Source organism: Gammaproteobacteria bacterium (genome assembly GCA_036383255.1).
Taxonomy (GTDB): Bacteria; Pseudomonadota; Gammaproteobacteria; order Natronospirales; family REEB76; genus DASUBN01.
The window spans coordinates 407,251-434,134 of record DASVOS010000004.1 but is presented as its reverse complement, the minus strand read 5'-3'; the positions used below and the strand labels follow the sequence as shown (position 1 = coordinate 434,134).

The window sequence follows — 26,884 nt, the reverse complement described above, 5'->3', positions numbered from 1 at the left end:
TCACAGGCCGGTCACACCGGTGTCGCTCGGGGAACAAGAACATGCGCAAGATCCTGCTTTGCATCCTGCTCGCTTCGGGCTGGTTTTCCGGCGCGGCCGCCGCCGCCGATGAGCCGCCGCTCGTCACCGGCAACGTGCAGTTCATGACCAACTACGTGGGGCGCGGCCTCGCGCAGAGCCTCGGCAACCCGTCCGTGGAGGGCGAGCTGGACGTGAACAACAACACGGACGGCGGCTTCTACGGCGGCATCGACGCCAACAGTATCAACTGGATCGACGCGCTCTATCCCGGCGACGACGTGGGCATGGAGGTGGACGGCTGGGCCGGCTGGCGCCAGCGCATTGACCAGGACTGGCTGTGGAAGGCGGGCGTGCTGCGCCTGCAGTTCCCCGGCAACTACGCGCGCCAGACGCCGCCGGTGGCGGAACCCAACACCACCGAGGCCTATGGCTACATCGCCTGGCGCAGCTACAGCTTGCGGGTGAACTACAGCGTGACGGATTCCTTCGGCACGCCGGACACCAAGGGTTCGCTCTACATCGACATGAACGGCTCCCAGTACCTGGGCGGGCACTTCACGCTGGGCGAGCACCTCGGCCGCAACCAGAAGACCGGCAGCGATCCGGTGACGGGCGCCAGCCACAGCGCGAACGACTACACCGACTACAAGCTCTCCCTGGTCTGCGACCTCAGACAGGGCTTGAGCCTGACGCTCGCCCACACCTGGACCAACGGCGACCCGGCCCGCTACACGCTCAACGGGTACTTCGTGGGCGGGCACCACACCTGGCTGCTGCTCGAAAAAGACTTCTAACTCCGGAAGCTGCTGCGCCCGCAGGCTCAGGCGCGGGTGGTGCCGAGCTCGACGGTGACCTGGGTGGGATCTTGTCCAGCACCACGCGCTTCAGTAACAGCAGGCGCACCGCCAGGCGTAGTTTGCGCGGCGCTTTCTTGCCCGTGACATAATGCATCGCGGCAGAATCTGGAGAGGGCTGTGCCCATATACCCGCGCAAGATGTTGGCGTTCCTGGCGCTGGTGTTCGCCAGCTGCGCCTGGGGCGCCGTGTTCCTGTTCGGCAAGTGGGCGCTCGACGAGCTGTCCCCGCTCGACACGGTGACGCTGCGCTTCCTCATCGCCTCCGCCGCGCTCCTGCCGCTGACGTTGCGGCGCAAGGAGTGGCCGCGGCGCGCCGACTGGCCGGCGTTCCTGACGGCGAGCTTCCTCGGTGTGCCGCTCGCCATGTACCTCCTGTTCACTGGCTTGAAGCTCACGGGCGCGGTGGTGACCTCGCTGCTCCTGGGCGCGTTCCCTGTGCTGCTCTCGGGCGCGGCGGTGCTGTTCGAGCACGAGCGCCTGGGCTGGCGCGGCTGGGCCGCCACCCTCGCCTCCACCCTGGGCGTGGCACTCATCGTCGGCAGCCCGCACGCGCAATCCGGCTGGCTCGGCCCCGTGCTGGTGCTGGCCTCGCTGGTCTGCTTCTCTGCCTGGGTGGTGATCAGCCGCCGGCTGATGCGGACGTACTCACCCGGGTGCGTCACCAACTACGTGGTACTGCTGGGCACGCTGATGCTGCTGCCGCTGTCGCGCCTGGACGGCCCCTGGCCTGAGTTCGGCGCGTTGCATGCCGCCACCTGGTGGTCGCTGGCGGTGCTCGGTCTCGTGTGCACCGCGCTCACCTACCATCTCTGGAACTGGGGCCTGAAGGAACTCGGCACTCACACCAGCGGCGTGATCGGCAACCTCGAGCCCCTCACCGGCGCGCTGCTCGGCGTGCTGGTGCTCAGCGAACCGCTGGGCTTGGGCCTGCTGGCCGGCGGCGCACTGATCCTGGGCGCCGCGGTCTCGGTGAGCTTCTAAGCACATTAGTCGAAGATATGTAGACGCAACACCGCCAACGCTGCAGGGGCACCCGCCGCGTGATCAAGAACCGGTGATGCAACTCAGATCAGCGTCAGGGGACGGTGGCGGGATTGCGCAGCCGGGTCTCATGGCCTTTCGCCATCAGCGTCCAGGTCTGCTGGTCGGTCGAATACTCTTCCCGGTAGTCCAGGTCGTCGTTGTCGCTGTAGATGTTGACGGTGCGGAAGTAGACCACCTGGCCGAACTTGTGGGTCTGGCCGGGGAAGGTCCAGACGCCGCCGTTCACCACCAGCGAGCCGTTGGAAGCGTAGCCGCCGGCGGCGGGGATGTTGGAGATGTTGAAGCTGTCGCCGCCCTTGTAGGTGAACACCAGCAGCACGGCGGACTGGCCGTTGACGCTCTGGTTGCAGATGAAGAAGTTGCCCGCCTTCCAGCACTGGTTAACCAGGGTGGAGGAGACCTTGCCGGCGCTGCTGTAGGGCGTGTCGAACTTCTCGGACTCGGTCTTCCAGGTGCCGGCGAACACGTTGAGCCGGTCCAGCGGCGAGGTGGCATCGGCGGCCAGCGCGGGCAGGCTCGAAGCCGCGAGCGCCGCGGCGAACAGCAGGGACTTCATGCGGATCACCCCCGGGGATATGGACGCGCACAGGGTAGCGTTTTTCGCCGCCACATGCGGTTTGACAGAAGCTAATCCTTGAGGCGCGTCTCGCGGCCCTCGGCCATCAGGGTCCACTGCTTGCCGTCGGCGGAGTATTCCTGGCGGAACAGGATGCTGTCGGCCGATTCCCAGGTGTTGACGACGCGGAAGTGCGTGAGCTTGCCCGCCTCCTCCGTGTCCCAGGGGAAGGTCCACACCGGGCCCTGCAGGACCAGCGCCCCGGGATGCACCACGGGAACGCCGGCGGCGGCGATGGGATAGCTAGCATAGCCGCCGCTCTTGGCATCGTAGAGGAACACCAGCAGGGCCTTGGACTCGCCGCCCACGAACTGGTCGCAGACGAAGAAGCCGGCGCTGCGCCAGCAGTCGTTGCGCAGCTCGAACAGGTCCTCGCCCCGGTCGCTGTAGGCGGTCTTGAAACGATGGATCTCGGCCTTCCAGCGGCCGGCATAGCCGGCGAGGGCATCCAGCCCCTGGGGTGCGGCGGCCAGGACGGCGGGGGTGAACAACAGCAGCAGGGACAGGAGGCGGCGCATGAGGGACTCCAGCGAAAGTGGCACCCCAAGCATAGCCCCGGGACGCGTGAATCCTTATAGTCGGCTCATGCGTACCTTGCCTACCCTGCTCGTTCTTGCCGCCCTCGCGTGGTTGCCGGCTGCGCACGCACTAGACACCGGCGATACGGCACCGCCGCTCAAGGGCATGACGCTGGACGGCAAGCCCTTCGACCTCGCGGCGCTCAAGGGCAAGGTCGTGGTGGTGAACCTGTGGGCCACCTGGTGCGGACCCTGCCGCGAGGAGATGCCGCTGCTGGATGCGTTCGCCAAGAAGTATGCGCCGCGCGGCGTGGTGCTGGTGGGGCTGGATGAGGACGAGGCGAAGGATCTCGCGCTGGTGAAACAGGCCATGGCGCCGTTCTCCTATCCCGCCCTTGTGGCGGAGACGGCCGAGGACGATGGCTTCCGTGCGCCGCGGGTGCTGCCCGTGACCTACGTGATCGACGCGAACGGCATCGTGCGCGCGAAGCTCTGGCCCGGCGGCACGCCGGTGACGGAAGAGAGCCTGGAGAAGGTGCTGGCGCCGCTGCTGAAGGCGCAATGACCGGGTTGGGAAGACTAAGGGGGAGTGATGCATGCGCGTGATTTGGTTGGGGATCCTGTTGCTGAGTGCTTTCCTACCGGCGGCCGTACGCGCGGATGGCTTCGACTACAGCTATCTCGGAGCAGGCTACACCAGCGGCGCTGAGCCCGGCCTGGGCACTGGACAGGGCTACCTGCTGGAGGGGAGTTACGCTGTCATGGACCGGTTCTTCCTCAGTGCCGAGATCCGCCATGAGTCCGCTCCCACCGCCAACCCGGGTGGTGACGCCGGGATCGACCGGCGCCGGCTGGAGCTGGCTTTCCGAAGTGCGGCTACTCCATCCACTGACCTGTTCGCTGGCCTCTACCTCGTGAACCTGCGTCTCGATACGCACGATCCCTACTTCGGCGCGATGTCGCGCAACGGCGCAGGCCTGGAGTTCGGGCTGCGCACGCTCACGACGGAACGCTGGGAACTGGAGCTGACGGCGGACCTGGATAACCGCGGCATACTGGCACGCGACGAGGGCCGCTTCGGGACGGCCATAGACCTGGATGCCCGCGAACTGGTTTTGACGGGGGCACTGCGCTTCCACGCCACGGACCGGTTCTCGGTGGGCCTGGATTATGGGATGCGCTATGTCTCACGAGACAACCACTCGGCCAGCGGAGGCGCGTGGCTGCTCTCGGGTCGCTGGTATTTCTGAGAGGAGGCTAGCGGCACCAGGCGGGCTTGCCGCGTGTCGCAGTCATCTAGGCGGCACGCCGGTGACGAAAGAGAGCCTTGAGAAGGCGCTAGCGCCGCTGCTGGGCGCACAATAACTACCGATGGGAAAATCTGAATGAGAATGTGGGTATGCGGACTTCTGCTGTGGGGGATGAGCTTCGCCGCTTCGGCGGGAAACCTCGGTTATGACTATCTCGACCTGGCCTATTCCAAGCAGAGCAATGACTACGGTTTCAGCGGTGGCGACGGATATCGATTGGGTGGCGACTGGGACATCGGCGGTGGGTTCCTCGTGGAAGGCTCATATCAGCACAACCGCTTCGAGCAGACGATCGGCATAGTGATCCCGCCATTCCAGCCCGAGCTGACCCTGGATGACTACCGCTTGGGCGTCGGTTATCGGCTGCCGTTGGGAGAGCGAGTCGAACTCGTCAGCCTATTAGGCTACGGCGCCAACTCCACCAAGTATGAGAGACCAGGCATTTCGGTGACCCAGTCCGACCACACGCCATGGTTGGCCGTCGGTGTCCGGGCTGAAGTGGCTGATGCGCTGGAGGTGGATGCCGCCCTGGAGCACGACAATTCCGCTCTAGAGTTCAAACGTGCACCTTCTGGGGTTATATATATGCGCCAGGACGCGCGCGAGAACGTCATATCGCTGGCGGCGCGTTACCACTCCGCCGGCCCGTTCAGCGCAGGGCTCGAATACAGGCACGGCAATCAGAATGGCTCGCGCGAGTGGCTTGCCTCGGCTCGTTGGGATTTCTGACGAACTAGCGGCACCAGGCGGGCTTGCCGCCCGTGTCGCGGCCGAGGCTCTGCTTCGGTGGACAGGGCACCGAGCCGTAGGAGCAGTACACGCAGCAGTCGCCGGCCTTGGGTCTGTGCAGCGCGCGGCAGGCGGAGCACTCGTAGAGGTACTGGCAGGCATCGGTTGGCATGGTCCCCATCTCCGCGTATCCACAGGCGGGGCAGATGAGGGTCGAGACGAGGATCAGGCGCGGCATGGGGAACATCCTATGCCAAGACGCGCGAGCGTGTCGGGTTTAACATCAGGATTGGACATTTGCCGGGACGGCGGATGAGACAACCACGGCGGCGGGCCCAGGGAAGGCGGCGCCGGCCATAGCGGCGATCGAGCATGTCCGAGACGGGGAACTCCGCGGAACGCCACCTGAAGGCGCTGAACGAGATCGCTCGCATCGCGAGCGGCGACCTCGAGCTGCGCCCGATGCTGGCCCGCGTGACCGAGGCCCTGTACCGGCACTTCGGCTGGGACTTCATCGCCTTCGCCAGCGTCGGCAAGGAGCGCCAGCGTTTCGTGTGCGAGGCGGTGCGCTCGGACGTCCCCACCGGCATCACTCCCGGCTTCACCCGCCCGCTGGGCCTCGGCGTGGTGGGTGAGGTCGCCGCGAGCGGCAAGCCCGCGCTCTACGACGACGTGACACAGGTCCCCCATTACATAGAGACCACGCCCGGCGTGCGCGCCCAGCTGTGCGTGCCGGTGCGCCACCGCGGCGAGGTGATCGCGGTGTTGAACGTGGAGAGCACGCGACAGGGCGCGTTCTGCGACCAGCTGCCGATCCTGGAGACCGTCGCCGAGCAGGTGGCGGGGCCGATAGACGCCGCGCGCGTGTACGAGACGCTGATGGAACACGCGGTGCTGAACGAGGTGATGAGCGAGGTCTCGCGCATCGCGCTCGAGCCGCTCAGCCCAGCGGAGCTACTGCAGCAGATCGCCGACTACATCAACGCGCATTTCCCGCTGTGCATGCCCAGCATCATGCTGCTGGACGACGCGGGCAGGAACTTCGTGCTGGAGGTGTTCGCCCAGAACGCACCACGGGTGGCGCCGGCCGGCGAGTGGAGCGTGGACACCGGCATCTCGGGGCGTTGCGTGCGCACCGGAGAGGCCATCTACATCGAGGACGTGGCGGCCGAGTCCGACTACGTGTCGCGCCTGCCGGGCATGCGCGCCGAGTTCGTGGTCCCGATCCGCTACCGCGGCCGGGTGCTGGGGGTATTGAACCTGGAGAGCGCGAACCCGCAGGGCTTCACTCCGCACGCACGCCAGGTGTTCACCAGCATCGCCGAGCAGATCGCCGGCGCCATCGAGGGCGCACGCCTCAACGCCGCGCTACGCGAGCACACGCGGGTGATGGAGACGCTGAACCGGCTGTCGCGGCTCGCGACCCAGGGCGACGACCTGCACGCGCTGCTGCGCAAGGTCACCGACTACCTGGCGGTGGAGCTCGGGGTCGCGGTCGCCAGCATCCTGGTACTGGACGACAGCGGCGCGCGCTTCATCATCGAGACCATGTCCGGCGAGATGCAGCTGCGCATCCCCGGCGGCGACGAGTGGCGCACCAGCGTCGGCGTGTGCGGCCGCTGCGCGCGCACCGGCGAGCCGCAGCTGGTGTATGCCGACGCCGGCGATCCGGACTACGTGGTGGGCCATCCGGACGTGCGTTCAGAGTACGTGGTGCCGATCCGCTACCACGAGCGCACCCTGGGCGTGCTGAACCTGGAGAGCACCGCCCGCGACAGCTTCACGCCGCAGGTGCAGAGCCTGTGCCGCGCGGTGGCGGACCAGGTGGCGGGGGCGATCCACGTGGCGCTGGTGAACCGCGAGCTCGCCGACGCGAACGACAAGCTCAAGCGCGCCAACCTGGAGCTGCACCGCATCTCCTCCTACGACGCGCTCACCGGCGTGCCGAACCGGCGCCGCCTGGACGAGGTGCTGGCGCACGAGTGGCGCTGGGCCACCCGCACCGGCCGGCCGCTGACGCTGATGCTGGCCGACCTCGACCACTTCAAGGCGCTCAACGACAGCCACGGCCACCTGCGCGGCGACGAGTGCCTGAAGCTGGTGGCCCAGGCGCTGGCGGATGGGCTGATGCGGCCCGCCGACTTCGTGGCGCGCTACGGGGGCGAGGAGTTCGCGCTGGTGCTGCCGGACCTGGACCCGGAGCAGGCGCGCGGCTACGCCGAGTCTCTGCGCACGCGGGTGGAGGCGCTGCGCCTCGCCCACGGCAGCTCGCAGGTGTCGGAGTACGTGACGCTCAGCATCGGCACCGCCTCGCTGGTGGCGAGCCGCGGCGTGCCTGCTTCAGAACTGGTGGCGGCGGCGGACGCGGCGCTCTATGCCGCCAAGAAGGCCGGACGCAACCGCATCATGAGCCACGACGGGCCGGCCGGGGGCTGAGCCCTCAGGTCCGTTCCAGGTACGCGGAGGGCGCGCGGCCGAAGTAGCCGCGGAAGGCATGGGTGAAGTGGCTGTGGCTGCTGAACCCGAGGTCCAGCGCGAGATCCGTGATCCGCTCCCGGTACTGCGACAGCTTCTCCAGGGCGGTGACGAGGCGCAGGCGGGTGAGGTGCTGGTGCAGGCTGCCGCCGGTGGCCTGGCGGAACGCGCGGCACAGGCGGAACGGCGATACGTCGAGCTGCTCCGCCAGGGATTCGAGCGTCACCTTCCCCGTGAATGACTCGGCGATGAGCACCTGGGCCTGGCCCGCGAGCTCGGCGGCGCGGTTCGCCGCGGCGCCCCGCAAGCGCGGTGCGCTCTCCTCGCCCTGCACGCAGAGCTGCAGCAACGCGAGCGCTGTCTCCTCCACCATGATCCCGTCGCCGAGCTTGGTGGCGAGCAGGAGCTCGCGGTGCAGCAGGTGGATCTCGCTGCTGCCGGCGAGCGTGGTCCGGTCGAAGGCCCGCTCCGGCTCGCCGCGCCGGGGCTTGAGCGCCTCGCGCAGGGTCTTGGGGTCGAAGGAAACGGTGGTGCAGCGGTCGCCACCCGGCAGCGGATGGTCCACCATGTAAGGCTCGGCAGGGTCGAAGAACACCACGCGGGTGGCGTCCGCCACGTGCCTGCCCATGCGGTCGCGCCGCACGAAGGTGCCGCTGCGCACGAAGGCGAGGCTCGCCACCGGGCAGCTCTCCTCGTGGCGACCATCGCCGCAGCCTTCCGAGCACAGCACGTCGCCCACCGTGACCAGCGGGCTGGAATAGAGCTGGGTGTATTCGCGCGACATGCGGCCATTTTAGACCCCCGCCTGGGAGGTCGGACTGTCAGATTCCTGCAGCCTCCAAGCACCTGAAAACATGCAGGTTATTGATAGCGGCGTGCGCGATGCAGAGGCCTAATGGCATCCACCCCACTCACTTCAGGAGACGACCATGCTGGACCACATCTCCCTCAGCGTCACGGATGCTGACAAGGCCAAGGCCTTCTATGCCAAGGCCCTCGCCCCCTTGGGCTACAAGCTGGTGTCAGAGTACGAAGGCGGCTTCGGCATCGGACAAGACGGCGGTTCCACCATCTGGGCCGGCCAGGGTCCCGCGCCCAAGCCCATCGCGCATCTCGCGTTCCGCACCAAGGACCGCAAGGCAGTGGATGCCTTCTACAAGGCTGCGATGGGTGCCGGCGGCAAAGACAACGGCAAGCCGGGCCTCAGGGAGAACTACTCGCCGACCTACTACGCGGCGTTCGTGACGGACCCGGATGGGAACAACATCGAGGCGGTCTGCCACAATCCCGCATAAAAGCTGCTGCGCTCGGCGGGGCTTCATTGCGACGCTTTATATGCGGGATTGCGAACTTATGCAGGAAGCGGTTCGGGTTTGTGCAGGAAAAATCCTTGCCCGAAATCCACGCCCAGCTTGCTCAGTTCCTGCTTGGTAGCGGCGTTCTCCACGCACTCGGCGATGCACTGGATGCCGCGCATGCGGGCGAGCTCCGAGAGCGTGCGCACCACCAGCGGGTTGACCGGGTCCTCGCCGAACTTCTGCACGAAGCGGCCGTCTATCTTCACGTACTGCACCGGCAGCTGCTGCAGGTAGCCGAAGCTCGCCACGCCGCTGCCGAAGTCGTCGAGCGCGAAGCGGAAGCCGTCGCGGCTGAGCTGGTGCATGGTCTCGACCGCGCGGGTGAGGTTCTCCAGCGCCACGTTCTCGGTGACCTCGAAGCACACGTCCGCCGGCTGCACACCGTGGCGCGCGCGCTGCTCCTGCACGTGGCGCGGGAAGTCGGGACTGTCGAGCGTGCGCGGGTCGAGGTTGATGCTGAGGCGGATGCCCCGGCCGCGCTTGTCGGCCAGGAAACGGAAGCTCTGGTCCACCACCCAGTGGTCGATGCGGGTGGCGAGGCCGAAGCGCGCGGCGGTGGGCAGGAACGCCGCCGGCGGCACCACCTGGCCATCCTCATACAGGCGCAGCAGCACCTCGTAGAACTGGCCGTCGCGGGCGGCGTCGTCTAGCCTCAGGATGCGCTGGCCGAACAGGCGGAAGCGGCCCTCGTCCATGGCGGTCTCGAGCTGCGAGACGCGAGCCATCTCGGAGTGGTGCTGCATCATGCTGCGGTCGTCGCTGCGGTAGACGTGGATGGCGTTACGCCCCGCGCCCTTGGCGATGTAGCAGGCGATGTCGGCCCGGCTCAGCACGTCCGGCGCGCGCTCGCCCGGCGAGAAGAACGTGACGCCGACGCTGACGCCGACGCTGAACACGAGGTCGCGCTCCTTGAAGCGGTAGTCGAGCACCGTGCGCCTCAGCTCCTCCGCCAGGAGCTGCACCGTCTTCTCGTGCGCGTCCAGCACCAGCACGCCGAACTCGTCGCCGCCCAGGCGCGCGATCACGTCCGGACGGTGCACCAGCGCGCGCAGGCGCTTGGTGAGCTCGATCAGGAGCCGGTCCCCCACCTCGTGGCCGCGGGTGTCATTGATGAGCTTGAACTGGTCGAGATCCAGATACAGCAGCGCGTGCTTCTGCCGGCGGTCCTTGCCGCCGGTGAGCTCGCGCAGCTCCTTGTCGAAGGCGGCGCGGTTGCGCAGGCCCGTGAGCGCGTCGTGGGTGGCCTCGTGCACCAGCCGCTCGCGCAGGTGCTCGGCCTCGGACACGTCGCGGAACACCACCACGCCGCCGATGACCTGGCCGTCGCGGCCGCGCGCCAGGGTGATGGCACCCTCCACGGGACGCAGCACGCCGACCCGGTCGCGCAACAGGCGGCGGGTGAGGATCTCGGACACGGAGCCCTGCACCAGCGCGTGGCGCACGGTGTGTTCCTCGGTGGCGCCGCTCGCGAGCGAGAGCGGGAACACGTCCTCGATGGCGCGGCCGACGGCGTCCGCGGCGCGCCAGCCGGTGAGCTTCTCCGCCACCGCGTTGATGAAGTAGACCTTGCCGTTGGCGTGGGTGGTGATGACGCCCTCGCCGATCGCCTGCAGCATCACCAGCGCGCGGTCCTGCTCGGCGGAGAGGGCCGCGTCCGCGGCGCGCCGTTCCGCGAACGCGGTCGCCACCAGGTGGCCGGTGAAGGCGCTGGCGCCGACGAACGCGACGCGCACCGCCGCCATGAACGGGTCCTGCAGTCCCTGCAGGTCGAAGGCGAGCACGAACAACGCGAGCAGCGCGGCGCTGCTGCTGGCGCCGGCGCCGCCGCTGCGCGCCGAGATCAGCACGATGAGCGGCAGCAGGAGGAAGAATAGGCTCGACTCCAGCGACACGGGCATGCGCGCGATGGCGGCGGCGCAGAGGAACAGCACCAGCATCGAGAACAGCCACTCCAGCCCGGCCGCCGGCTCCTTGAACGGCCAGCGCCGCCACTGGGCGATGAGCGGCGTGAAGATCAGCGCGCCCATGGCGTCCCCCAGCCACCAGCCGCCCCACGAGGACGCCAGCGCCGGCGCCGTCACCAGCCCATCGAGGTACAGGCCCGCGGTGCCGATGGCGCCGCCGAGCACCGCCGGCAGCACGCAGCCGGCGACGCCGAACAGCAGCACGTCGCGGGTGCGGGCGAACGTGGGCTGCACGCCCACGCCGTCCAGCAGCCAGGCAGCGAGCACAGCTTCGCCGAGCTGCGCCGTCCCGCTCATACCGCTCATGGCCCAGCTGCGGCCGAGCAGGTGCGCGCTCAGCACCTCGCCCACCACGATCACCGGCCACCAGCGGTAGCCCCAGATCCACAGGAGCGCGATGCTGAGGCCGGTGGCGGGCCACAGCGGGGCGAGCCCGTTATGGGTGAGCTTGAGGTAGAGCGGCAGGTAGTTGCACAGGAAATACACGCCGGTGAGCAGGACGGCGAGCGCAGCATAACGCAGGGCCTTGCTGGAAGCGCTCATGACGCGTCGCGTACCCCGGGACCGGCGATTCAAGGGATAATGTAAAACAGCTTAACATGCCGCTCCGGGACCCCGGGTCCGAAGTCCCACGCCATTCAACATATCGGTGCCCGATGTTCGAACTCCATCCGCAACTCGCCAAGGACTGCCGGGACCTGGGCTCGCTCGGCCTCTGCCGCCTCTTGCTGATGGACGACGCGAACTACCCCTGGTTCATCCTGGTGCCGCAGCGCGAAGGCCTGCGCGAGGTGCACGAGCTCGGCGACGAGGAGCGCGCGCAGCTTTGGGACGAGTCGGCGCTGCTCGCGCGCGCACTGATGCGCGGCTTCGCGCCGGACAAGCTCAACCTCGCCGCGCTCGGCAACCAAGTGCCGCAGCTGCACGTGCACCACATCGTGCGCTACCGCCACGACCCGGCTTGGCCCCAGCCGGTGTGGGGCAAGCTCCCGGCCAAGCGCTACTACGCGGCCGAGGCCGAGAAACTCGCGGCGCTGATGCGCTCGCTGCTGGGCGATGCGCTGAAGGAAGCCTGAACACGGCGTGCGATAATGGGCGCCCCTCGCCCCTGCCCCGGACCATGCACGACATCATCCCGTTCCATTTCGACGCCGAGCGCCTGGACGCGCGGCGCCGCGACGCCGCCTGGCTCGCGGCGGCGCTGGCGGACGCCGGGACGCGCTACGTGCCGGTGCGCGGGAACCTAAGCTCCTACACTTGGGCGGGCGATGCGCCGCGCGCGCTGCTGCTGGATGCCTCCATCGCGCGGCCTCTCGTGCAAGCGGCGTTCTGCCGCGTGCTGCTGGGCGAACTCGACGGCCGTCCCTGCTTCGCGCTCGGCCTCGAGGAAGGCGCGGAGCTGCCTGAGGCGCGGCACGACGACCTGCGCGGGGTGAGCGCGCTCCTGCCCGCGGACGAGCTGGCGCTGCTCGGCTACGCCCGCGCCATGGTGCACTGGCACCGCATGCACCGGCACTGCGGCCGCTGCGGCGCGCCCACCGAGAGCCGCCGCGCCGGCCATGAGCGCGCCTGCCCCGCCTGCGGCGCCGCGTTCTTCCCGCGCATCGATCCCGCCATCATCGTGCTGGTGACGGACGGCACGCGCTGCCTGCTGGGGCGGCAGGCTTCCTGGCCCAAGGGCCGCTACTCCACCATCGCCGGCTTCGTGGAACACGGCGAGACGCTGGAGGCGGCGGTGGCGCGGGAAGTGCGCGAAGAGACCAACATCGAGGTAAGCAGCATCCGTTACCAATCTTCACAGCCCTGGCCGTATCCGGGTTCGCTCATGCTGGGCTTCCGCGCCGAGGCCGCGAGCAGCGCGATCCGCTGCAACGACGGCGAGCTGGAGCACGCCGCCTGGTTTTCGCGCGATGAGATCGCGGCGTCGGTGGACCAGGGACTGATGATGCCGCCGAGCCGGTCCATCTCCTACAGGTTGATAAAGGCCTGGTTCGAGGAGGAAGCGGGCCGCTCCTTCGCGGAGCTGAGGCACGCGGACCCGAACCGGGCGGCGCAGCGTTGAACGCTGAGCTGCACACCGAGGCGAGGCTGGACGGCGCCGCGCTCGCCGCGTTCGGCTTCCTGGCCCTGGTGTGGGGCTACAACTGGGTGGCGGTGAAGGTCGCGCTGGACTACGTGGCGCCCTTCACCTTCGGCGCGCAACGCTGCCTGGGCGGCGGCCTGTTGCTGCTCGCGGTGCTGCCGCTCGCGCGCCAGCGCCTCATGCCGCCGCATCCCCGGCGCGTGCTCTTGCTCGGCCTCCTGCAGACCAGCATATTCACCGGCTGCACCACCTGGGCGCTGGTGCACGGCGGCGCCGGCAAGAGCGCGGTGCTGGTGTTCACCATGCCGTTCTGGCTGCTGCTGTTCGCCCCGTTCTTCCTGGGCGAGCGCCTGAAGGGCCTGCAGTGGCTGGCGGTGCTGCTGGCCTTCCTCGGCCTCACCCTGATCTTCGCCCCCTGGCGCCACGGCGCCGACCTCGGCAGCAGCGCGCTCGCCATCGGCGGCGGCATCGCCTGGGCGCTGTCGGTGCTGGTGGTGAAGCGGATCCCTGTCAAGGACCGCTGGGAGCTCCTGTCCCTCACGGGCTGGCAGATGGTGCTGGGTTCGCTGCCATTGGCGCTGCTGGCCTGGCTGGTGCCGGGGCGTGCCACCGACTGGACGCCGGTGTTCACGGTGGTACTGCTCTACAACGTGGTGTTCGCCACCGCCCTGGCCTGGCTCCTGTGGCTGTTCATCGTGGGCCGGCTCCCGGCCACCATCAGCGGCCTTTCCTCGCTGATCGTACCCGTGGTGGGGGTCATGAGCGGCTGGCTGCAGTTGGGCGAACGGCCGCCTGTAGAGGAACTGGCTGGCATGCTGCTGATCTTCGCCGGTCTCGCGCTCCTGCCCTTGGCCGCGCGGAAAAGATATACGAGCCCCAAAGCGTAGCGAGCGAAGGCAGAGTGAGGCGCGGGAGGCGAGCGCCCGGAGCGTACTCTTAAGGTACGTGAGGAGCGCGAGCCGGACCGCAACGAAGCTATGCCAAGCGCAGTAGCTTTGGGGCGCTTTCACAGCCATATAATGTGATATGTGCCTGCTCGTATTCGCTCTGCGCGCGCATCCCGACTACAGCCTGATCCTCGCTGGCAACCGGGACGAGCGTCACGCGCGCGCCGCCGCGCCAGCGGCATTCTGGCCCGAGGCGCCGCAACTCCTGGCCGGACGCGACCTGGAAGCGGGCGGTACGTGGCTTGGAGTGACCGCCGGCGGACGCTATGCCGTGATCACCAACTACCGCGACGGCCTCCATCCGCCGAAGGCGCCGCGCTCCCGTGGTGAGCTCACCACGGGCTTCCTCACCGGGGACCTCTCCGCCGCCGGCTATCTGCATGAGGTGGAGCAGCGCGCCGGCGAGTACGGCGCGTTCGGCCTCCTCTGCGGCGACCGTGAGTCGCTGCACTACTACTCGAACCGCGGCGGCGTCCCCGCTGAGGTGGAGCCCGGCATCCATGGCCTCAGCAACCACCTCCTGGACACGCCCTGGCCCAAGGTGCGTTCCGCGGCCACGCGCATGAAGCTCTTGCTCGAGACCGGCGCCGTCACCAGCGAGGCATTGTTCCGCCTGCTGGCGGACCGCAGGCCGGCGGCGGACGACGCGCTGCCGGATACGGGCATCGGCCTGGAGCGGGAGCGGCTCGCCTCCGCGGCGTTCATGGTGGATCCCGACTACGGCACCCGCTGCTCCACGCTGCTGCTGCTGCACCGGGACGGCGGCATCCAGTTCGCGGAGCGGCGCTTCGACGCCGCCGGCGAGAGCCTCGAGACCCGCCGCTTCCAGCTCGCGGCGGAGCCATGAAGCGCGCCGCGGCCTGCGGCAGCTGGCCCTCGCCCCTGTCGGTGGAGATGGCGGCCGGGGCGCAGCGGCGCCTGATGCAGCCCCGCGCGGCCGCCGACGGCACCTACTGGCTGGAAGGCCGGCCCGAGGAAGGCGGGCGGGTGGTGCTGGTGCACCACGCAGGCGGCGCGAACCATGACCTCACGCCGCGCCCCTTCAGCGTGCGCAGCCGCGCCCATGAGTATGGCGGCGGCGCCTATTCCGTCACCGCCGGTGGCGTGTTCTTCTGCAACGACGCGGACCAATGCATCTATAAGCTGGAAGATGCCGCGCCGCGGCGCATCACCGAGCCGGGCCCGCGCCGCTACGCGGATCTGTCATGGGATGCACCACGCGGGCGGCTCCTCTGCGTGTGCGAGGACACGGACGGCGCGCGGCCGGAGGATGCGCTGGTGGCGGTGTCGCTCGAAGACGGTGCCCTCACGCCGCTCGCCCAGGGCCGCGACTTCTTCAGCTCGCCGGCGCTCTCGCCGGATGGCGGGCAACTCGCCTGGCTCGCCTGGGACGACCCGCAGATGCCCTGGGACGGCTGCGAGCTCTGGCTCGCCAGGATCGCCGCCGATGGTTCGCTGCGGGACGCGCGCCGCATCGCCGGCGGCCCGGAGGAGTCCATCTTCCAGCCCCGCTGGTCGCCGGAGGGCCTGCTGCACTTCGTGTCGGACAGGACCGGCTGGTGGAACCTCTATAGATACGCCGGCGGCAAGGCCGAGGCGCTCTGCCCGGACGCGGCGGACTACGGCTACGCCCAGTGGAACTTCGGCATGTCGAGCTACGGCTTCCTCGCCGGAGGCGGGGTCGCCGCGGTGCGGGTCGAGCGCGGCGCCTCGAGCCTGGTGCGGATCGGAGCCGGCGGTAAGCGCCAGCCCCTGGAGGCGCGTTATACCCACATCGAGCATCTGGACGCAGCGGAAGGACGTATCGCCCTGGTGGGCGGCGCCTGGGACGCGGCGCCGGCGGTGGTAGCGGGCGAGCCCGGTGCGCTGGCGAAGGTGAGCGGCCCGGGATTCGCCCTGCAGGACGGTTACATAAGCCGTGCCGAGGCGGTGAGCTTCCCCACTTCCGGGGGCGAGACGGCCCACGGTTGGTACTACCCGCCTGCCCATGGGTCATGTGCAGTCCCCGAGGGCGAGCGGCCGCCCCTCATCCTGCGCTGCCACGGCGGGCCCACTTCCATGAACGGGGCCGCGCTGGAGCCGCGCGTGCAGTTCTGGACCAGCCGCGGCTTCGCGCTGTTCGACCTCAACTACCGGGGCAGCACCGGCTACGGCCGCGCCTACCGGCGCAGCCTCGCCGGCGAGTGGGGTGTGAAGGACATCGAGGATTGCGTGCGCGCGCTCGCGTACCTTGCCGGTAAGGGCCTCGCCGACCCCTGCCGCGCCGCCGTGAGCGGCTCCAGCGCCGGCGGCTTCACCGCGCTCGCGGCGGTGGCGTTCCGCGATGCGTTCCGCGCCGCCTCCATCCAGTACGGCATCAGCGAACTCGAGACCGCCATGACCGACACCCACAAGTTCGAGGCACGCTACGGCGACATGCTGCTCGGCCCCTGGCCGGCGGCGCGCGAGGTGTACCGCGAACGCTCGCCGCTGCATGCGGCGGCACGCATCCGCGTGCCGGTGCTGTTCTTCCAGGGCCTCAAGGACACCGTGGTGCCGCCGGACCAGACCGCGCGCATGGTGCTGGCGCTCAAGGGCAACGGCGTGCCCACCGCCTGCCTCACTTTCCCCGAGGAGGGCCATGGCTTCCGCCGCGCCGACACCCTGCGCCGCGTGCTGGAGGCGGAACTGGCGTTCTACGCGCAGGTGTTCGGCCTCACACCCGCGGACGCGCTCGCGCCGCTGGAGCTCGCCGGCTGATGCGGCGCGGCGCGCTGCTGCTCTTCCTGCTGGCCTGGGCCCGCGCCGCGGCGGCGGCCCCGCACGTGGACGTGACGGTGGACGGCGTGGACGGGGTGCTGCTCAAGAACGTGATGGCCTACCTCAGCATCGCGTCCTACCGGGACGCGCCCAACCTCACCGAGAGCATGGTCGAGCGGCTGGACGCGCGGGCGCCGGACGAGATCCGCCAGTCGCTGCAGCCCTTCGGCTACTACGGCACCCGCGTGGAGTCGAAGCTCACCCCCGTGGGCGACGGCTGGGCGGCGCACTACAGCGTGACGCTGCCGCCGCCGGTGAAGGTGCGGCACGTGGAGGTGATCCTGACCGGCGCCGGCAAGCTCGACGACGTGTACGACCAGTTCTTCGCCTCGCTGCCCTACAAGGCGGGCGACACGCTCGACCAGAAGGCCTACGAGCAGAGCAAGCGCACGCTGCAGGAGCTGGCGGCGCGGCGCGGCTACATCGACGCGCGCTTCACCGAGACTCGCCTGGCGGTCAACCCCCAGGAGCGCTGGGCCGACATCACGCTGCGCTTCAACACCGGCCCGCGCTACTTCTTCGGCGCCGTGAGCTTCGTGCAGGACTTCATGGACCCGGCGTTCCTGGAGCGCTACGTCAGGTTCAAGCCCGGCGACCCCTTCGACAACGAGGCGCTGCTGTCGCTGCAGTACGCACTCAACGACGCCGACTACTTCAACTCGGTGAACGTGGAGGCGCTGCGCGGCGAGGCCGCCGACCGGCGCATCCCGGTGCGGGTGACGCTGACGCCGCGCAAGCGCAACAAGTACACCGTGGGCGCGGGCTACGGCACCGACACCGGCCCGCGCCTGACGCTGGGCTGGGCCAACCGCCGCCTCAACGGCCGGGGCCACACCCTGAGCGTGCAGACCCAGTTCTCGCGGGTGATGCGCAGCTTCCTCGTCAACTACACCGTGCCGCTGAGCGACCCGGCCAGCGAACGTCTTGTGTACAGCTACGGCAACAGCCGCGAGGTGCTGGGCAACGCGATCGCCTACACCGACATCCTGGGCGTGAGCCGCTTCAGCTCGCCGGGCGCCTGGTCGCTGAACCAGTACCTGCAGCTGCAGCACGACCGCAGCGAGGTGGAGGGCGTGGTGACGCGCAGCCGGCTGCTGCTGCCCGGCGTCACCGTGTCGCGCAGCAAGAGCGACGACCTGATCCTGCCCACCCGCGGCTACCGCCTGTCCGCGGACCTGCGCGGCGCCAGCGACTCGCTGTTCTCGGACACGAGCTTCGCGCAGCTGCACCTCATGGGCAAGCTGCTGATCCCGCTCAGCGACGCGGACAGCCTGCTGCTGCGCGGCGAGGTCGCCGGCACCGCGGTGGAGAGCTTCAACGAGCTGCCGATCTCGCAGCGCTTCTTCGCCGGCGGCGACCAGAGTGTGCGCGGCTTCGACTACAACTCCCTCGGCGTGCGCGATGCGAACGGCAACAACGTGGGCGGCAAGGACCTCACGGTGGGCAGCGTCGAGATCGACCACCTGTTCGGGCCGATCTTCGGCGTGGCCGCGTTCGTGGACGCCGGCGACGCCACCAACAGCTTCACCGTGTCGCTGCAGAAGGGCGTGGGCGCCGGACTGCGCTGGCGTACGCCCATCGGCATGATCCGCTTCGACGTGGCCCACCCGATCAAGCGCCCGGACCTGGACCGCATCCACATCCACATCAGCATCGGGCCTGACCTGTGAAGCGGCTCATGCGCCTGCTGCTGGCCTTCGCGGTGCTGCTGCTGGTGGCGCTGATCGGCTTCACCCTCTGGCTGCGCAGCGGCAGCGCGCTGCGCTGGGCGCTGTCACAGGCCGAGTCCCGGACCCACGGCGCGCTGCACGTACAATCCAGCGAGGGCGCGCTCGACCGCGTCATGGTACTGCACGGCGTGGACTGGACCTCGGGCTCGCTGCACGCCCACATCGACACGCTCACGCTGCAGTGGCGGCCGGTGGCGCTGTTCATACGCCGCGTCTCCCTGAGCACGGTGCGGGCGGAAGGTGTCCGCGTGGAGGTGCGCTCCGCCGGGCCCGGCAAGCCGCTGACGTTCCCGCTCCAGCCGCCGGTGATGCCGCTGCTGCCCGTGAGCCTGTCGCTCGGCCGGGTGGAGGCCAGCGACATCACGTTCTCGCCCTCCCCCACGGCGCCGCCGGTCCGGCTCGACAGCCTCGCGTTCAGCGCGCGGGTGGACAACGACGCGATCCAGGTGCACGAGCTGGAAGCCCGCGGGCCGGAGCTCACGGTGCAGGGCGACGCCCGGCTCGCCCCGCGCCACGGCTACGGCGTGGACGCGTCGCTGGACTGGGATTACACCCAGCCCGGCTGGGCGGCGCTGCACGGCCACACCGAGATCAAGGGCGATGACCGGGCGCTCACCCTGAGCCAGACCCTGGCGGCGCCCTACGCGGCGAGCCTCACCGGCACGCTGAAGGACGCGTTCACGGCGCCCACCTGGGGCGGCGAGCTCAAGCTCGCGCGCCTCGAGCTCGGCAAGGTGCGCGCCGGCTGGCCGGACTACGGGCTCGACACGCGCCTCGGCTTCCGCGGCGGCCTCGCCGCCACCGCGCTCAAGGGCGAGGCCACGCTGCGGGGCGCACCGTTCGTGCACGGCGCCAACGCACGCTTCGACGCGACGCTGAAGCGCGAGGCGCTGGGCCTGCGCACGCTGATCCTGGACTTCGCCAACGGCGGCCGCGTGGACCTCAAGGGCAGCCTAGGCCTCACCGCGGATGCGCGCACTTCGCTCAGCGGCGGCTGGCGTGACCTTGGCTGGCCGCTGGACGCGCCCGAGATCGTCTCGCCTCAGGGCCAGTTGAGACTCGAGGGAGACCGGGACGCGTGGCGCGCCGACTTGAACGGCGCCATCGCGCCGAAGGCCGAGGTGCAGGCGGCGCTGCGCCTGGCCCGCAACGGCACGCACGCCTGGACGCTCACGGCGGACGCCAGCGGCCTGCGCGGCGATGCGAAGCTCAAGCAAGCATGGATGAAGCCGCTCCTGCCCCAGGGGCACTGGCTGCTCGCCGCCCACGGCGACCTCGCCGGCGGCACCCTCGACAAGCTCACGGGCCGCTGGCTCGGCGGACGGCTCACGGCTTCCGGCCGCTACCAGCAGGCGAGCCGGCACTGGCAAGCCCATGCCGAGGTGGCCGGGGCGGATACCTCACGCCTGTCCCGGCAGTGGCCCGGCACGCTCGCGGCAGTGCTGGACGGCGCGGGTGAATTGCCGGCAGGCGCGCCGCCCCGCACGCAGCTCAAGCTGCAGACCCTCAAGGGCACGCTGCGCGGCAGCCCGCTGCTCGCCGCCGGCAACGCGGCGTTCACCGGCGGTGACTGGCAGCAAGTCGAGCTCGATGCGCGCCTCGGCGACGACGCGCTGCACCTGGACGGCGACAACGCCGGCACCCGCCTGAACTGGCGGGTGGACGCGCCGGACCTCGCGCAGGCCTGGCCCGATGCTTCCGGCGCGCTGCACAGCCAGGGCAAGCTGGACGCGGGCCGCCACTACACGCTGCTGCAGGCGGACCTCGACCTCACCCGTTTCGCCTGGCACCGCTGGCAGGCGGAGGGCCTGCACTTCAGCACCCGCGCCAGCGGCGATACGGGCGGCGGCGCGCTGCTGCGCGGCGTCGGCGTCGCTATGCCGGGCATCCAGCTCAGCCAGCTCGACGCCCGCGCCGACGGCAGCCTGGCCCATCACACACTGCGGGTGGACATGGACTCGGACCGCGGCGCATTGCACCTCGCAGGCGACGGCGCCTACGCGGACAAGAACTGGCAGGGCACGCTAGCCCACGTGGACGTGACGCCGGCGGGCGCAGGGCCGTGGCACGCTGCCACGCCCTGGTCCCTGACGCTCGCGCCCCACGTGCTGAAGCTGCCGCTCGCCTGCCTCATGCAGGACAAGGCGCGGGCCTGCGCGAGCCTGGAAGCGGACAGGCAGCGCTGGAAGGCGCAAGGCTCCCTCACGGCGCTGCCCCTGGGCTCGCTGCAGTCGCTGCTGCCGCCGGGCCTGGCCTACGCCGGCACGCTGGATGCGACGGCCACGGCGGGCGGCGGCGCCCAGAACCACCACCTCGACCTGGACGCGCGGCTCTCGCCGGGCCGCGTCAGCAACAGCGCCGGCGGCAAGGAGATCACGCTGCTCGACTACACCGGCGGCGAGGCGCACCTGCACGTGAACCCCCGCCTCACCACCGGACGCGTGGCCTGGCGGCTCAGCGACGGCGGCGACCTCAACGCCGACGTGCGCATCGCCGGCGCGGAGCAGCGCCTGAGCGGACGCATCCGCGGCGACATGCATGACTTCGAGCTGGTGCCGGCGCTGCTGCCGCAGGTGAGCCAGGCCAAGGGCCGGCTCACGCTGGACGTGGCACTGGCCGGCACGCCGGCCGACCCGCAGTTCGCCGGCAACGCCACGTTCAGCGGCGGCGAGGTGACGGTGGCGCGCATCGGCCTGCACATGACCGACCTCAAGCTAAGGCTCGACGGCAACGGCGACCTGCTCAAGCTCGAGGGCGGCGCCCGCTCCGGTGGGGGCGACCTCGCGCTCACCGCCTCGGCGCGGCGCGACAGCGGCACCTGGCATGTGCAGGGGCGGCTGCGCGGCCAGGACTTCCGCAGCGTGGACATACCCGAGGCCCAGCTGGACCTGTCGCCGGACATCGGCTTCGCCGCCGACGGCCGCAACCTGCGGGTGGACGGCAGCGTCACCGTGCCGCACGCGGACATCCGGCCCCGCGACCTCACCGGCAGCGCGCAGGTGTCAGCGGACCAGGTGATCGTGGGCGAGGAAGGCGGGCTGCCGGAAGAGAAATGGCACCTGCGCTCGCAGGTGAGGGTGATCATGGGCCCCGACGTTCGGGTCAACGGTTTCGGTCTCTCGGGCCGGGTCACGGGCGCGGTGACGGCGGGCGACGAACCGGGCCACGCCACCACCGGCAACGGCGAACTCGGCATCGAGGATGGGCGGTACGAGTACAAGGCGATCAAGCAGAGCCTGGCCATCGAATACGGTCGGCTCATGTTCACCGGCGGGCCGATCTCCGACCCCGCCCTCGACATCCGCGCGGTGCGCGCCGCCACCCACCCGGAGCTGGTGCAGCTCGGCAGCGTGGAGCAGAAGGTGGGCGTCATCGTGCGCGGCACCCTGCGCGATCCGCTGGTGACGCTGTTCTCCGACCCGCCGCTGCCGCAGGCGCAGATGACCAACTATCTCCTGTTCGGCACGCCGGGCCTGGAGGGCACCGGCTCCGCGCTCTCCACCCCCGGCGTGGTCACGGCCAGCAGCCTGTCCAGCAACTCCAACGCCAGCGCGAACCAGAGCCAGGCCATCAACGTCACCATCCCGCTGGGCGGCGGCAGCATCGCCTCGGACTTCAGCATCCAGAGCGTGCAGAACGGCGGCACCTACACGCCGTCCTGGATGCTGGGCAAGTATCTCTCGCCGCGGCTATACGTGAGCTATGGCCAGGGCATCAACGACCCGTTCTATTTCTTCAGGGTCATCTACACCCTGAGCACCAAGTGGATCCTCCAGGCGCAGACCGGCGCCGCCAACAGCGCCGACATCATCTATACCCTTGAGCATTGATGACGAAAAATCCATCCCTGGATTTTTCATCTCGCGAGTCCGGCGCATGTGCAGACTCGCTCCGCCGAGCCAAGCACGGACGTGCTTGGCTCGCGTGCGGTACATCCCTGTGCCGCATTGGTTCTGCTATCTGAGAACCGATTGAAGCCACGCGCCTATATGCGCCACTTCTTCCATGCTGACGCTGTGAGGCATGGGATAGGAATGCCAGGTGATGACGCAGCCGAGCTGCGTGAGCGCATTGCGGGTCTGCTCGCCCAGGATGAGCGGCACCACCGGGTCCTGGATGCCATGGCCCCAGAAGATCGGCGTGGCGAGGTTCGCGGCGCTGGGCTTCAGGCCGATGCCCTCCGTCACCGGCAGCCAGGTGGAGAGCGCCATGATGCCAGCGAGCTTGTCCGGATGCTGCAGGCCCGCGAACAGCGCCACCGCGCCGCCCTGGGAGAAGCCCGCCAGCACGATGCGCGCGGTGGGGATGCCACGGCTGTTCTCGCGGGCGATGAGCTCCTCCACCGCGGCGCGCGAGGCCTGCATGCCGGCCACGTCCCGCGGCTGGTTGGCGCCGATCTTCACGATGTCGAACCAGGCGCGCATGGGGTAGCCGTTGTTGAGCGTCACGGGCCTGACCGGCGCGTGGGGGAACACGAAGCGCACCTGCAGTTCCGGCGGCAGCCTGAGCTCGGGCACGATGGGCTCGAAGTCGTGGCCATCCGCGCCCAGGCCATGCAGCCAGATGACGCTGGCGACGGGCGCGGGACCGGTCTGGACCTCGACGGTGGGAAGCAGCTCGCTCATGCGGAGGATTGTAACAACTCCTTTGTTATCATCCCGTGACTTCACGGGAGCACCGGCATGGACTTCACGGGCAAGACGGTACTGGTGACCGGTGCCACGCGCGGCATCGGCCTCGCCGCGGCGCAGGCCTTCGCCGCCGCGGGCGCGCGGGTGGCGGTGCACCAGCGCAAGGCGGGCGGCGCGGGCGACGGCGTGGCCGCAAAGCTGCCGGGCCAGGGCCACCGGTCCTTCGCCGCGGAGCTCACTGACCCCGTCGCCTGCGAGAAACTGGTGCGCGAGGTCGCGGTCCACTATGGCTGCCTCGACGTGCTGGTGAACAACGCCGGCATCTACCAGCTCAAGCCCATCCCCGGCCTCTCCTACGCCGATTGGCAGGCCACCTGGCGCGACACCCTGGGCGCGAACCTCACGGCGCCGGCGAACCTGTGCTTCCTCGCGGCCGAGGTGATGAGGAAGCAGGGGGGAGGACGCATCGTCAACGTCTCCTCCCGCGGCGCCTTCCGCGGCGAACCGGAGGCGCCGGCCTATGGCGCCAGCAAGGCGGGTCTGAACCAGCTGTCCCAGTCGCTCGCCCAGTCCTTCGCGCCCTGGAACATCTTCGTGGGGGTGGTGGCGCCGGGCTTCGTCAGCACCGACATGGTGGCGGAGTTGCTGGAGGGGCCGGTCGGAGAAGGCATCCGCAGGCAGAGTCCCTTCAACCGTGTGGCGTCGCCGGAGGAAGTGGCGGAGGCGATCCTGCACCTCGCCGCCGACGGCATGATGTTCGCCAGCGGCTGCATCCTGGATATAAATGGCGCTTCGTATCTGCGCAGCTGAGCTTCCGGTTCAGAACAACTTCGCGACGTAGACGAAGATCGCCACGTAGGCGGCGATGACCAGGCCGCATTTCACGAACCACAGGATGTCCGCGGTCCACGGCAGCCAGGCGGGATTCTCGAACTGCTTCTTGCTGAGAGGCCCCAGCTGCCGCTCCCGGGCGGCGACGTAGAAGCCCAGCACCACCGAACCCAGGAAATACTGCAGCAGGTCCGCCGCCAGCGCGGACACCAGCAGCACGGTCGGGAAGAGCAGCGCGGCCGGCAGCGAGGCCTCCCGCCCCTCACCGCTGCGGAAGATCCAGACCAGCGCGATGCCGGCGAAGGCCAGCTGCCGCGCGACGTCGCTGGCCTTGCCGGTGAACTCGTCGTGATCCCTCCTCAGGTCCTCGAGGTCCACCTAAGCTGTCTTCTTCTTGTGCTTGAGCCTCTTCCTTGCCCCGGTCCTGCCGGTGCCGGTGCCGCCCTTCTTCTTCCTGCTGGTCTTCTTCCTGGTGGCCATGGGTCCTCCCGGTCTTGTTCGGGACGATGATAGCGCCGAACGCCTGCCGCAAAAAAGAACCGGCCCCGCCGCTCGCGCGACGGGGCCGGCTGGTCTTCGGGTCAGGTCACTTCTGGCTCGGGATGAACTCTTCGTTCACGGCTTGTTGCATCAGGCTCGGGGGCAGGAGACCCTGGCTCAAGATGAAGTCGTTGAACTTCTGGCGGTTGAACTTCGATCCCAGCGCCACCTGGGCCGCACCGCGCATGGTCATGAAGTTGTGGTAGCCGTAGTAATAGCTCGTCGCCTGGCCGGGGGCACGGAACGCGAAGCGGTCCGCCTCCTCCTTGGCGAAGGCCGGCGACAGCACCACCTCACGCTCCAGGAACGCCTTGGCGTCCGCCGGCGTGATCATGCCGAGGTTCACCATCGGGTCCAGGAACGCGCGGGCGGCGCGCAGCAGCCGGTCGCGCAACGCGATGAGCTGGCCGTCGATGGGCTCGTAGGGCTGCATCTCGGCTTCCGAGTACAGGGCCCAGCCTTCCACGTTGGCGCTGTTGAACGCGAACACGCCGCGGGCGATGGAGGTGCCGCCCTCGATCATGCTGGCGAACTGCAGCTCGTGGCCGGGACGGCCCTCGTGGGCGGTCAAGGTCCAGGCCGCCGCGTCGAAGGTGTCGTCATCCATGCCGCCCTTCTGGCCGGCGTTGTCGGGCAGGATGAACTCGCCGTACTCGCCGGTGTTGCCGATGAGGCGCGGGGTGTTCATGTGCGGCGCCGGCTGCTGGGCGGACTCGGCGTCGGAACCCATGCGGATCACCATGGCGCGGCTAGGCAGCGTCACGATGTGCTCCTTGCTGATGATGGCCTCGATGGCCGCCAGGCGCTTCTTGTAGAACGGCAGGATGTCCTTGCCGTTGAGCTGGGTCTTCTTCAGCTCGCGGATCACGTCGCGGTAGTCGCTGCTCTTGTAGCCGTGCTCCTTGGCCACCTGCGCGGCGACGAACTCCAGCTGGTGCTGGATCTCGCTGAAGGAGAACTCGGCTTCCTGGATCAGGGCGCGCGGATCCTCGTCAACGCCCAGGTCGTGCAGGTTGTTGGCATACAACTCTTCCGCCGGGTAGCGGCTCTCGGTGCGCGCGTGCGGCAGCACCACCGCCTTCTCCCAGGCGATGTAGTCGTTCATCTGGGCCTCGAGCTTGGCGAAGGCCGGCTCCCAGCCGGTGACCTTGCTCTGGCTCAGCAGTTGCTTCAGGCCGCTGACGTAGTGCGGCTGGTCCTGCAGGTCCTGCTCGATCTCGCCCTTGTAGGGTCCGACGAGCCCGGGGCGCTTGAGGTCGGCCTCGAACAGCGCCTTGGCCTGGTCGAAGATCGAGGGCCGGCCCGGCAGCATGCCGGCGTAGGCCTCGAGCCGCTTCACCACCTTCTGCTGGCGTTCCAGCGGGATCTGCGGGTCCACCAGGGCGCGGGTGCCGCCGAACACCAGCTGCGGCACGTCGGTGAAGTTGAGCAGGTATTTGTGGCCCAGCTCGTTGTCGTGCTTGGCGTTGTTCGCGGCGGTGATGAGGATCTGCAGGTCCTGCTTCACGTGCGGGTCCGTGGTCTTCGCCATGAGCGCGTTGAACTGCGCCACGTCGGCGTCCAGGGCGGCGTTCAGGCGGGCGATGAAGTCGGGGGTGAGGTTGGTGGCCTGGTCGTCGAGGCCGTCCACCCCGACCTGGCCGGCGGATTCCGGCGCGAAGTCGGCGAAGGTCTTGAGCAGGATCTGGGTGTCCTGGTTGCTCTCGGCCACCCAGGCCGGGGGCTGGCTTTCCGCCAGGGCAGCCTGGCTGAGGCCGGCGAGCGCCAGGCTCACGGCCAGCGTCAGAAGTTTGGATCTCATGGGACGTTCCTCTGTGTGTGGTTTTGGTGGAGTCGCTCGGGACGGCGGCCGTCCATCCTGGCCGGCCACCTCCTCTCCTAGGTGTTATGCAGATATACAACAGTACTACAGACTTGGCAAGGCCGGACAGGAATCTTTTCTTACTGACCCTGAGTCAGTATTTCTCCCCCGAGACTGAGTTAGGCTCAGGGCATGGCCATCTGGTTCAAACCCTTCACCGTCGAGGATCTCAACGCTTACCAGCGGGAGACGCTGGTGAGCCACCTCGGTATCCATTACACGGAAGTGGGCGAGGACTATCTCTCGGCCGTGATGCCGGTGGACAGCCGTACCAAGCAGCCCGCCGGCATCCTGCACGGCGGCGCCTCAGTGGCGCTGGCGGAGACGCTCGGCAGCACCGGCGCGAACCTGGTGGTTGACCGTGACAGGCAGCTCTGCGTAGGTCTCGAGATCAACGCGAACCACGTGCGTGCCATGCGCGAGGGCGAGGTGAAGGGCACCGCGCGACCGCTGCACCTGGGCGGCACCACCCAGGTGTGGGAGATCAGGATCACGGACGGCAAGGACCGCCTGGTGTGCGTCTCGCGCATCACGATGGCGGTATTGGACAAGGCTTCGATGCGCTGAGAA

At 69.2% G+C, this 26,884-nt stretch carries 24 protein-coding genes; 16 read left to right on the top strand and 8 right to left on the bottom strand.

All coding sequences use genetic code 11. The annotated features are described in order from the left end of the window. The first annotated feature begins 41 nt into the window (after positions 1–41). Both VF651_03050 and VF651_03045 read left to right on the top strand, forming a co-directional pair. Positions 42–815, top strand: coding sequence for a TorF family putative porin (locus tag VF651_03050; protein ID HEX7964674.1), 774 nt, complete (start codon positions 42–44; stop codon positions 813–815). Between the two features lie 180 nt (positions 816–995). Further along, entirely contained in the window at positions 996–1,859 is an 864-nt protein-coding gene (locus tag VF651_03045; GenBank protein ID HEX7964673.1) for an EamA family transporter, read from the top strand. Positions 1,860–1,953: 94 nt separating this feature from the next. Here the strand turns inward: VF651_03045 and VF651_03040 are convergent, their stop codons facing one another. Further along, positions 1,954–2,478 carry a hypothetical protein gene (locus VF651_03040; GenBank protein HEX7964672.1) on the bottom strand — a complete coding sequence of 175 codons (525 nt, stop codon included), beginning with the start codon at positions 2,476–2,478 and terminating at the stop codon, positions 1,954–1,956. A 71-nt stretch (positions 2,479–2,549) separates the two neighbouring features. Further along, positions 2,550–3,056, bottom strand: coding sequence for a hypothetical protein (locus tag VF651_03035; protein ID HEX7964671.1), 507 nt, complete (start codon positions 3,054–3,056; stop codon positions 2,550–2,552). A 67-nt stretch (positions 3,057–3,123) separates the two neighbouring features. Between VF651_03035 and VF651_03030 the strand changes: the two genes are divergently transcribed. The 3 genes from VF651_03030 (at position 3,124) to VF651_03020 (ending at position 5,095) form a co-directional block, all read left to right on the top strand. Next, positions 3,124–3,621, top strand: a complete 498-nt coding sequence (locus tag VF651_03030) for a TlpA disulfide reductase family protein (protein HEX7964670.1) — start codon at positions 3,124–3,126, stop codon at positions 3,619–3,621. Between the two features lie 58 nt (positions 3,622–3,679). Then, entirely contained in the window at positions 3,680–4,306 is a 627-nt protein-coding gene (locus VF651_03025) for a hypothetical protein (GenBank protein ID HEX7964669.1), read from the top strand. Between the two features lie 135 nt (positions 4,307–4,441). Then, positions 4,442–5,095, top strand: a complete 654-nt coding sequence (locus VF651_03020) for an outer membrane beta-barrel protein (GenBank protein HEX7964668.1) — start codon at positions 4,442–4,444, stop codon at positions 5,093–5,095. Positions 5,096–5,099: 4 nt separating this feature from the next. Here VF651_03020 and VF651_03015 read toward each other — a convergent pair whose 3' ends face one another. Continuing rightward, positions 5,100–5,333 carry a GDCCVxC domain-containing (seleno)protein gene (locus VF651_03015; protein HEX7964667.1) on the bottom strand — a complete coding sequence of 78 codons (234 nt, stop codon included), beginning with the start codon at positions 5,331–5,333 and terminating at the stop codon, positions 5,100–5,102. 134 nt (positions 5,334–5,467) lie between these two features. Here VF651_03015 and VF651_03010 point away from each other — a divergent pair, with 134 nt between their 5' ends. After that, positions 5,468–7,531: a GAF domain-containing protein gene (locus tag VF651_03010; GenBank protein ID HEX7964666.1), complete on the top strand. Its 2,064-nt coding sequence runs from the start codon at positions 5,468–5,470 to the stop codon at positions 7,529–7,531. A gap of 4 nt (positions 7,532–7,535) precedes the next feature. Here the strand turns inward: VF651_03010 and VF651_03005 are convergent, their stop codons facing one another. Beyond that, on the bottom strand, positions 7,536–8,354 hold the full coding sequence (locus VF651_03005; protein HEX7964665.1) for a helix-turn-helix transcriptional regulator: 819 nt from the start codon (positions 8,352–8,354) through the stop codon (positions 7,536–7,538). A gap of 145 nt (positions 8,355–8,499) precedes the next feature. Between VF651_03005 and VF651_03000 the strand changes: the two genes are divergently transcribed. Then, positions 8,500–8,865, top strand: a complete 366-nt coding sequence (locus VF651_03000) for a VOC family protein (protein HEX7964664.1) — start codon at positions 8,500–8,502, stop codon at positions 8,863–8,865. 56 nt (positions 8,866–8,921) lie between these two features. On the opposite strand, the gene VF651_02995 is transcribed toward VF651_03000, so the two are convergent. Then, a complete protein-coding gene (locus tag VF651_02995) occupies positions 8,922–11,435 on the bottom strand; it encodes an EAL domain-containing protein (GenBank protein ID HEX7964663.1) in 2,514 nt (837 codons plus the stop codon). A 113-nt stretch (positions 11,436–11,548) separates the two neighbouring features. Between VF651_02995 and VF651_02990 the strand changes: the two genes are divergently transcribed. From VF651_02990 to VF651_02960, 7 genes are all read left to right on the top strand, one after another. Next, entirely contained in the window at positions 11,549–11,968 is a 420-nt protein-coding gene (locus VF651_02990; protein ID HEX7964662.1) for an HIT domain-containing protein, read from the top strand. Positions 11,969–12,012: 44 nt separating this feature from the next. Next, complete coding sequence (gene nudC, locus VF651_02985; GenBank protein ID HEX7964661.1) at positions 12,013–12,954, top strand: NAD(+) diphosphatase; 942 nt, start codon at positions 12,013–12,015, stop codon at positions 12,952–12,954. Then, a complete protein-coding gene (locus tag VF651_02980; protein ID HEX7964660.1) occupies positions 12,951–13,862 on the top strand; it encodes an EamA family transporter in 912 nt (303 codons plus the stop codon). Before nudC ends, VF651_02980 begins: the two co-directional genes overlap by 4 nt. A 139-nt stretch (positions 13,863–14,001) precedes the next feature. Then, positions 14,002–14,769, top strand: a complete 768-nt coding sequence (locus VF651_02975; GenBank protein HEX7964659.1) for an NRDE family protein — start codon at positions 14,002–14,004, stop codon at positions 14,767–14,769. Then, a complete protein-coding gene (locus VF651_02970) occupies positions 14,766–16,661 on the top strand; it encodes a S9 family peptidase (GenBank protein HEX7964658.1) in 1,896 nt (631 codons plus the stop codon). The genes VF651_02975 and VF651_02970 overlap by 4 nt, the downstream gene beginning before the upstream one ends. After that, a complete protein-coding gene (locus VF651_02965) occupies positions 16,661–18,391 on the top strand; it encodes an autotransporter assembly complex family protein (GenBank protein HEX7964657.1) in 1,731 nt (576 codons plus the stop codon). The genes VF651_02970 and VF651_02965 overlap by 1 nt, the downstream gene beginning before the upstream one ends. 8 nt (positions 18,392–18,399) lie before the next feature. Beyond that, positions 18,400–22,281 carry a translocation/assembly module TamB domain-containing protein gene (locus VF651_02960; GenBank protein ID HEX7964656.1) on the top strand — a complete coding sequence of 1,294 codons (3,882 nt, stop codon included), beginning with the start codon at positions 18,400–18,402 and terminating at the stop codon, positions 22,279–22,281. A gap of 126 nt (positions 22,282–22,407) precedes the next feature. On the opposite strand, the gene VF651_02955 is transcribed toward VF651_02960, so the two are convergent. After that, positions 22,408–23,076 carry an alpha/beta hydrolase-fold protein gene (locus tag VF651_02955; protein HEX7964655.1) on the bottom strand — a complete coding sequence of 223 codons (669 nt, stop codon included), beginning with the start codon at positions 23,074–23,076 and terminating at the stop codon, positions 22,408–22,410. Between the two features lie 57 nt (positions 23,077–23,133). On the opposite strand from VF651_02955, the gene VF651_02950 reads away from it, so the two are divergent. Then, the gene (locus VF651_02950; protein HEX7964654.1) at positions 23,134–23,892 is read left to right on the top strand and encodes an SDR family oxidoreductase; all 759 of its coding nucleotides are present in this window, start codon (positions 23,134–23,136) and stop codon (positions 23,890–23,892) included. Positions 23,893–23,901: 9 nt separating this feature from the next. Here the strand turns inward: VF651_02950 and VF651_02945 are convergent, their stop codons facing one another. Together VF651_02945 and VF651_02940 are read right to left on the bottom strand one after the other, a co-directional pair. Next, complete coding sequence (locus VF651_02945; GenBank protein ID HEX7964653.1) at positions 23,902–24,291, bottom strand: hypothetical protein; 390 nt, start codon at positions 24,289–24,291, stop codon at positions 23,902–23,904. Between the two features lie 208 nt (positions 24,292–24,499). Then, positions 24,500–26,254, bottom strand: coding sequence for a DUF885 domain-containing protein (locus tag VF651_02940; GenBank protein ID HEX7964652.1), 1,755 nt, complete (start codon positions 26,252–26,254; stop codon positions 24,500–24,502). A 192-nt stretch (positions 26,255–26,446) separates the two neighbouring features. Between VF651_02940 and VF651_02935 the strand changes: the two genes are divergently transcribed. Continuing rightward, complete coding sequence (locus VF651_02935) at positions 26,447–26,881, top strand: hotdog fold thioesterase (protein ID HEX7964651.1); 435 nt, start codon at positions 26,447–26,449, stop codon at positions 26,879–26,881. The last annotated feature ends 3 nt before the right edge of the window (positions 26,882–26,884 follow it).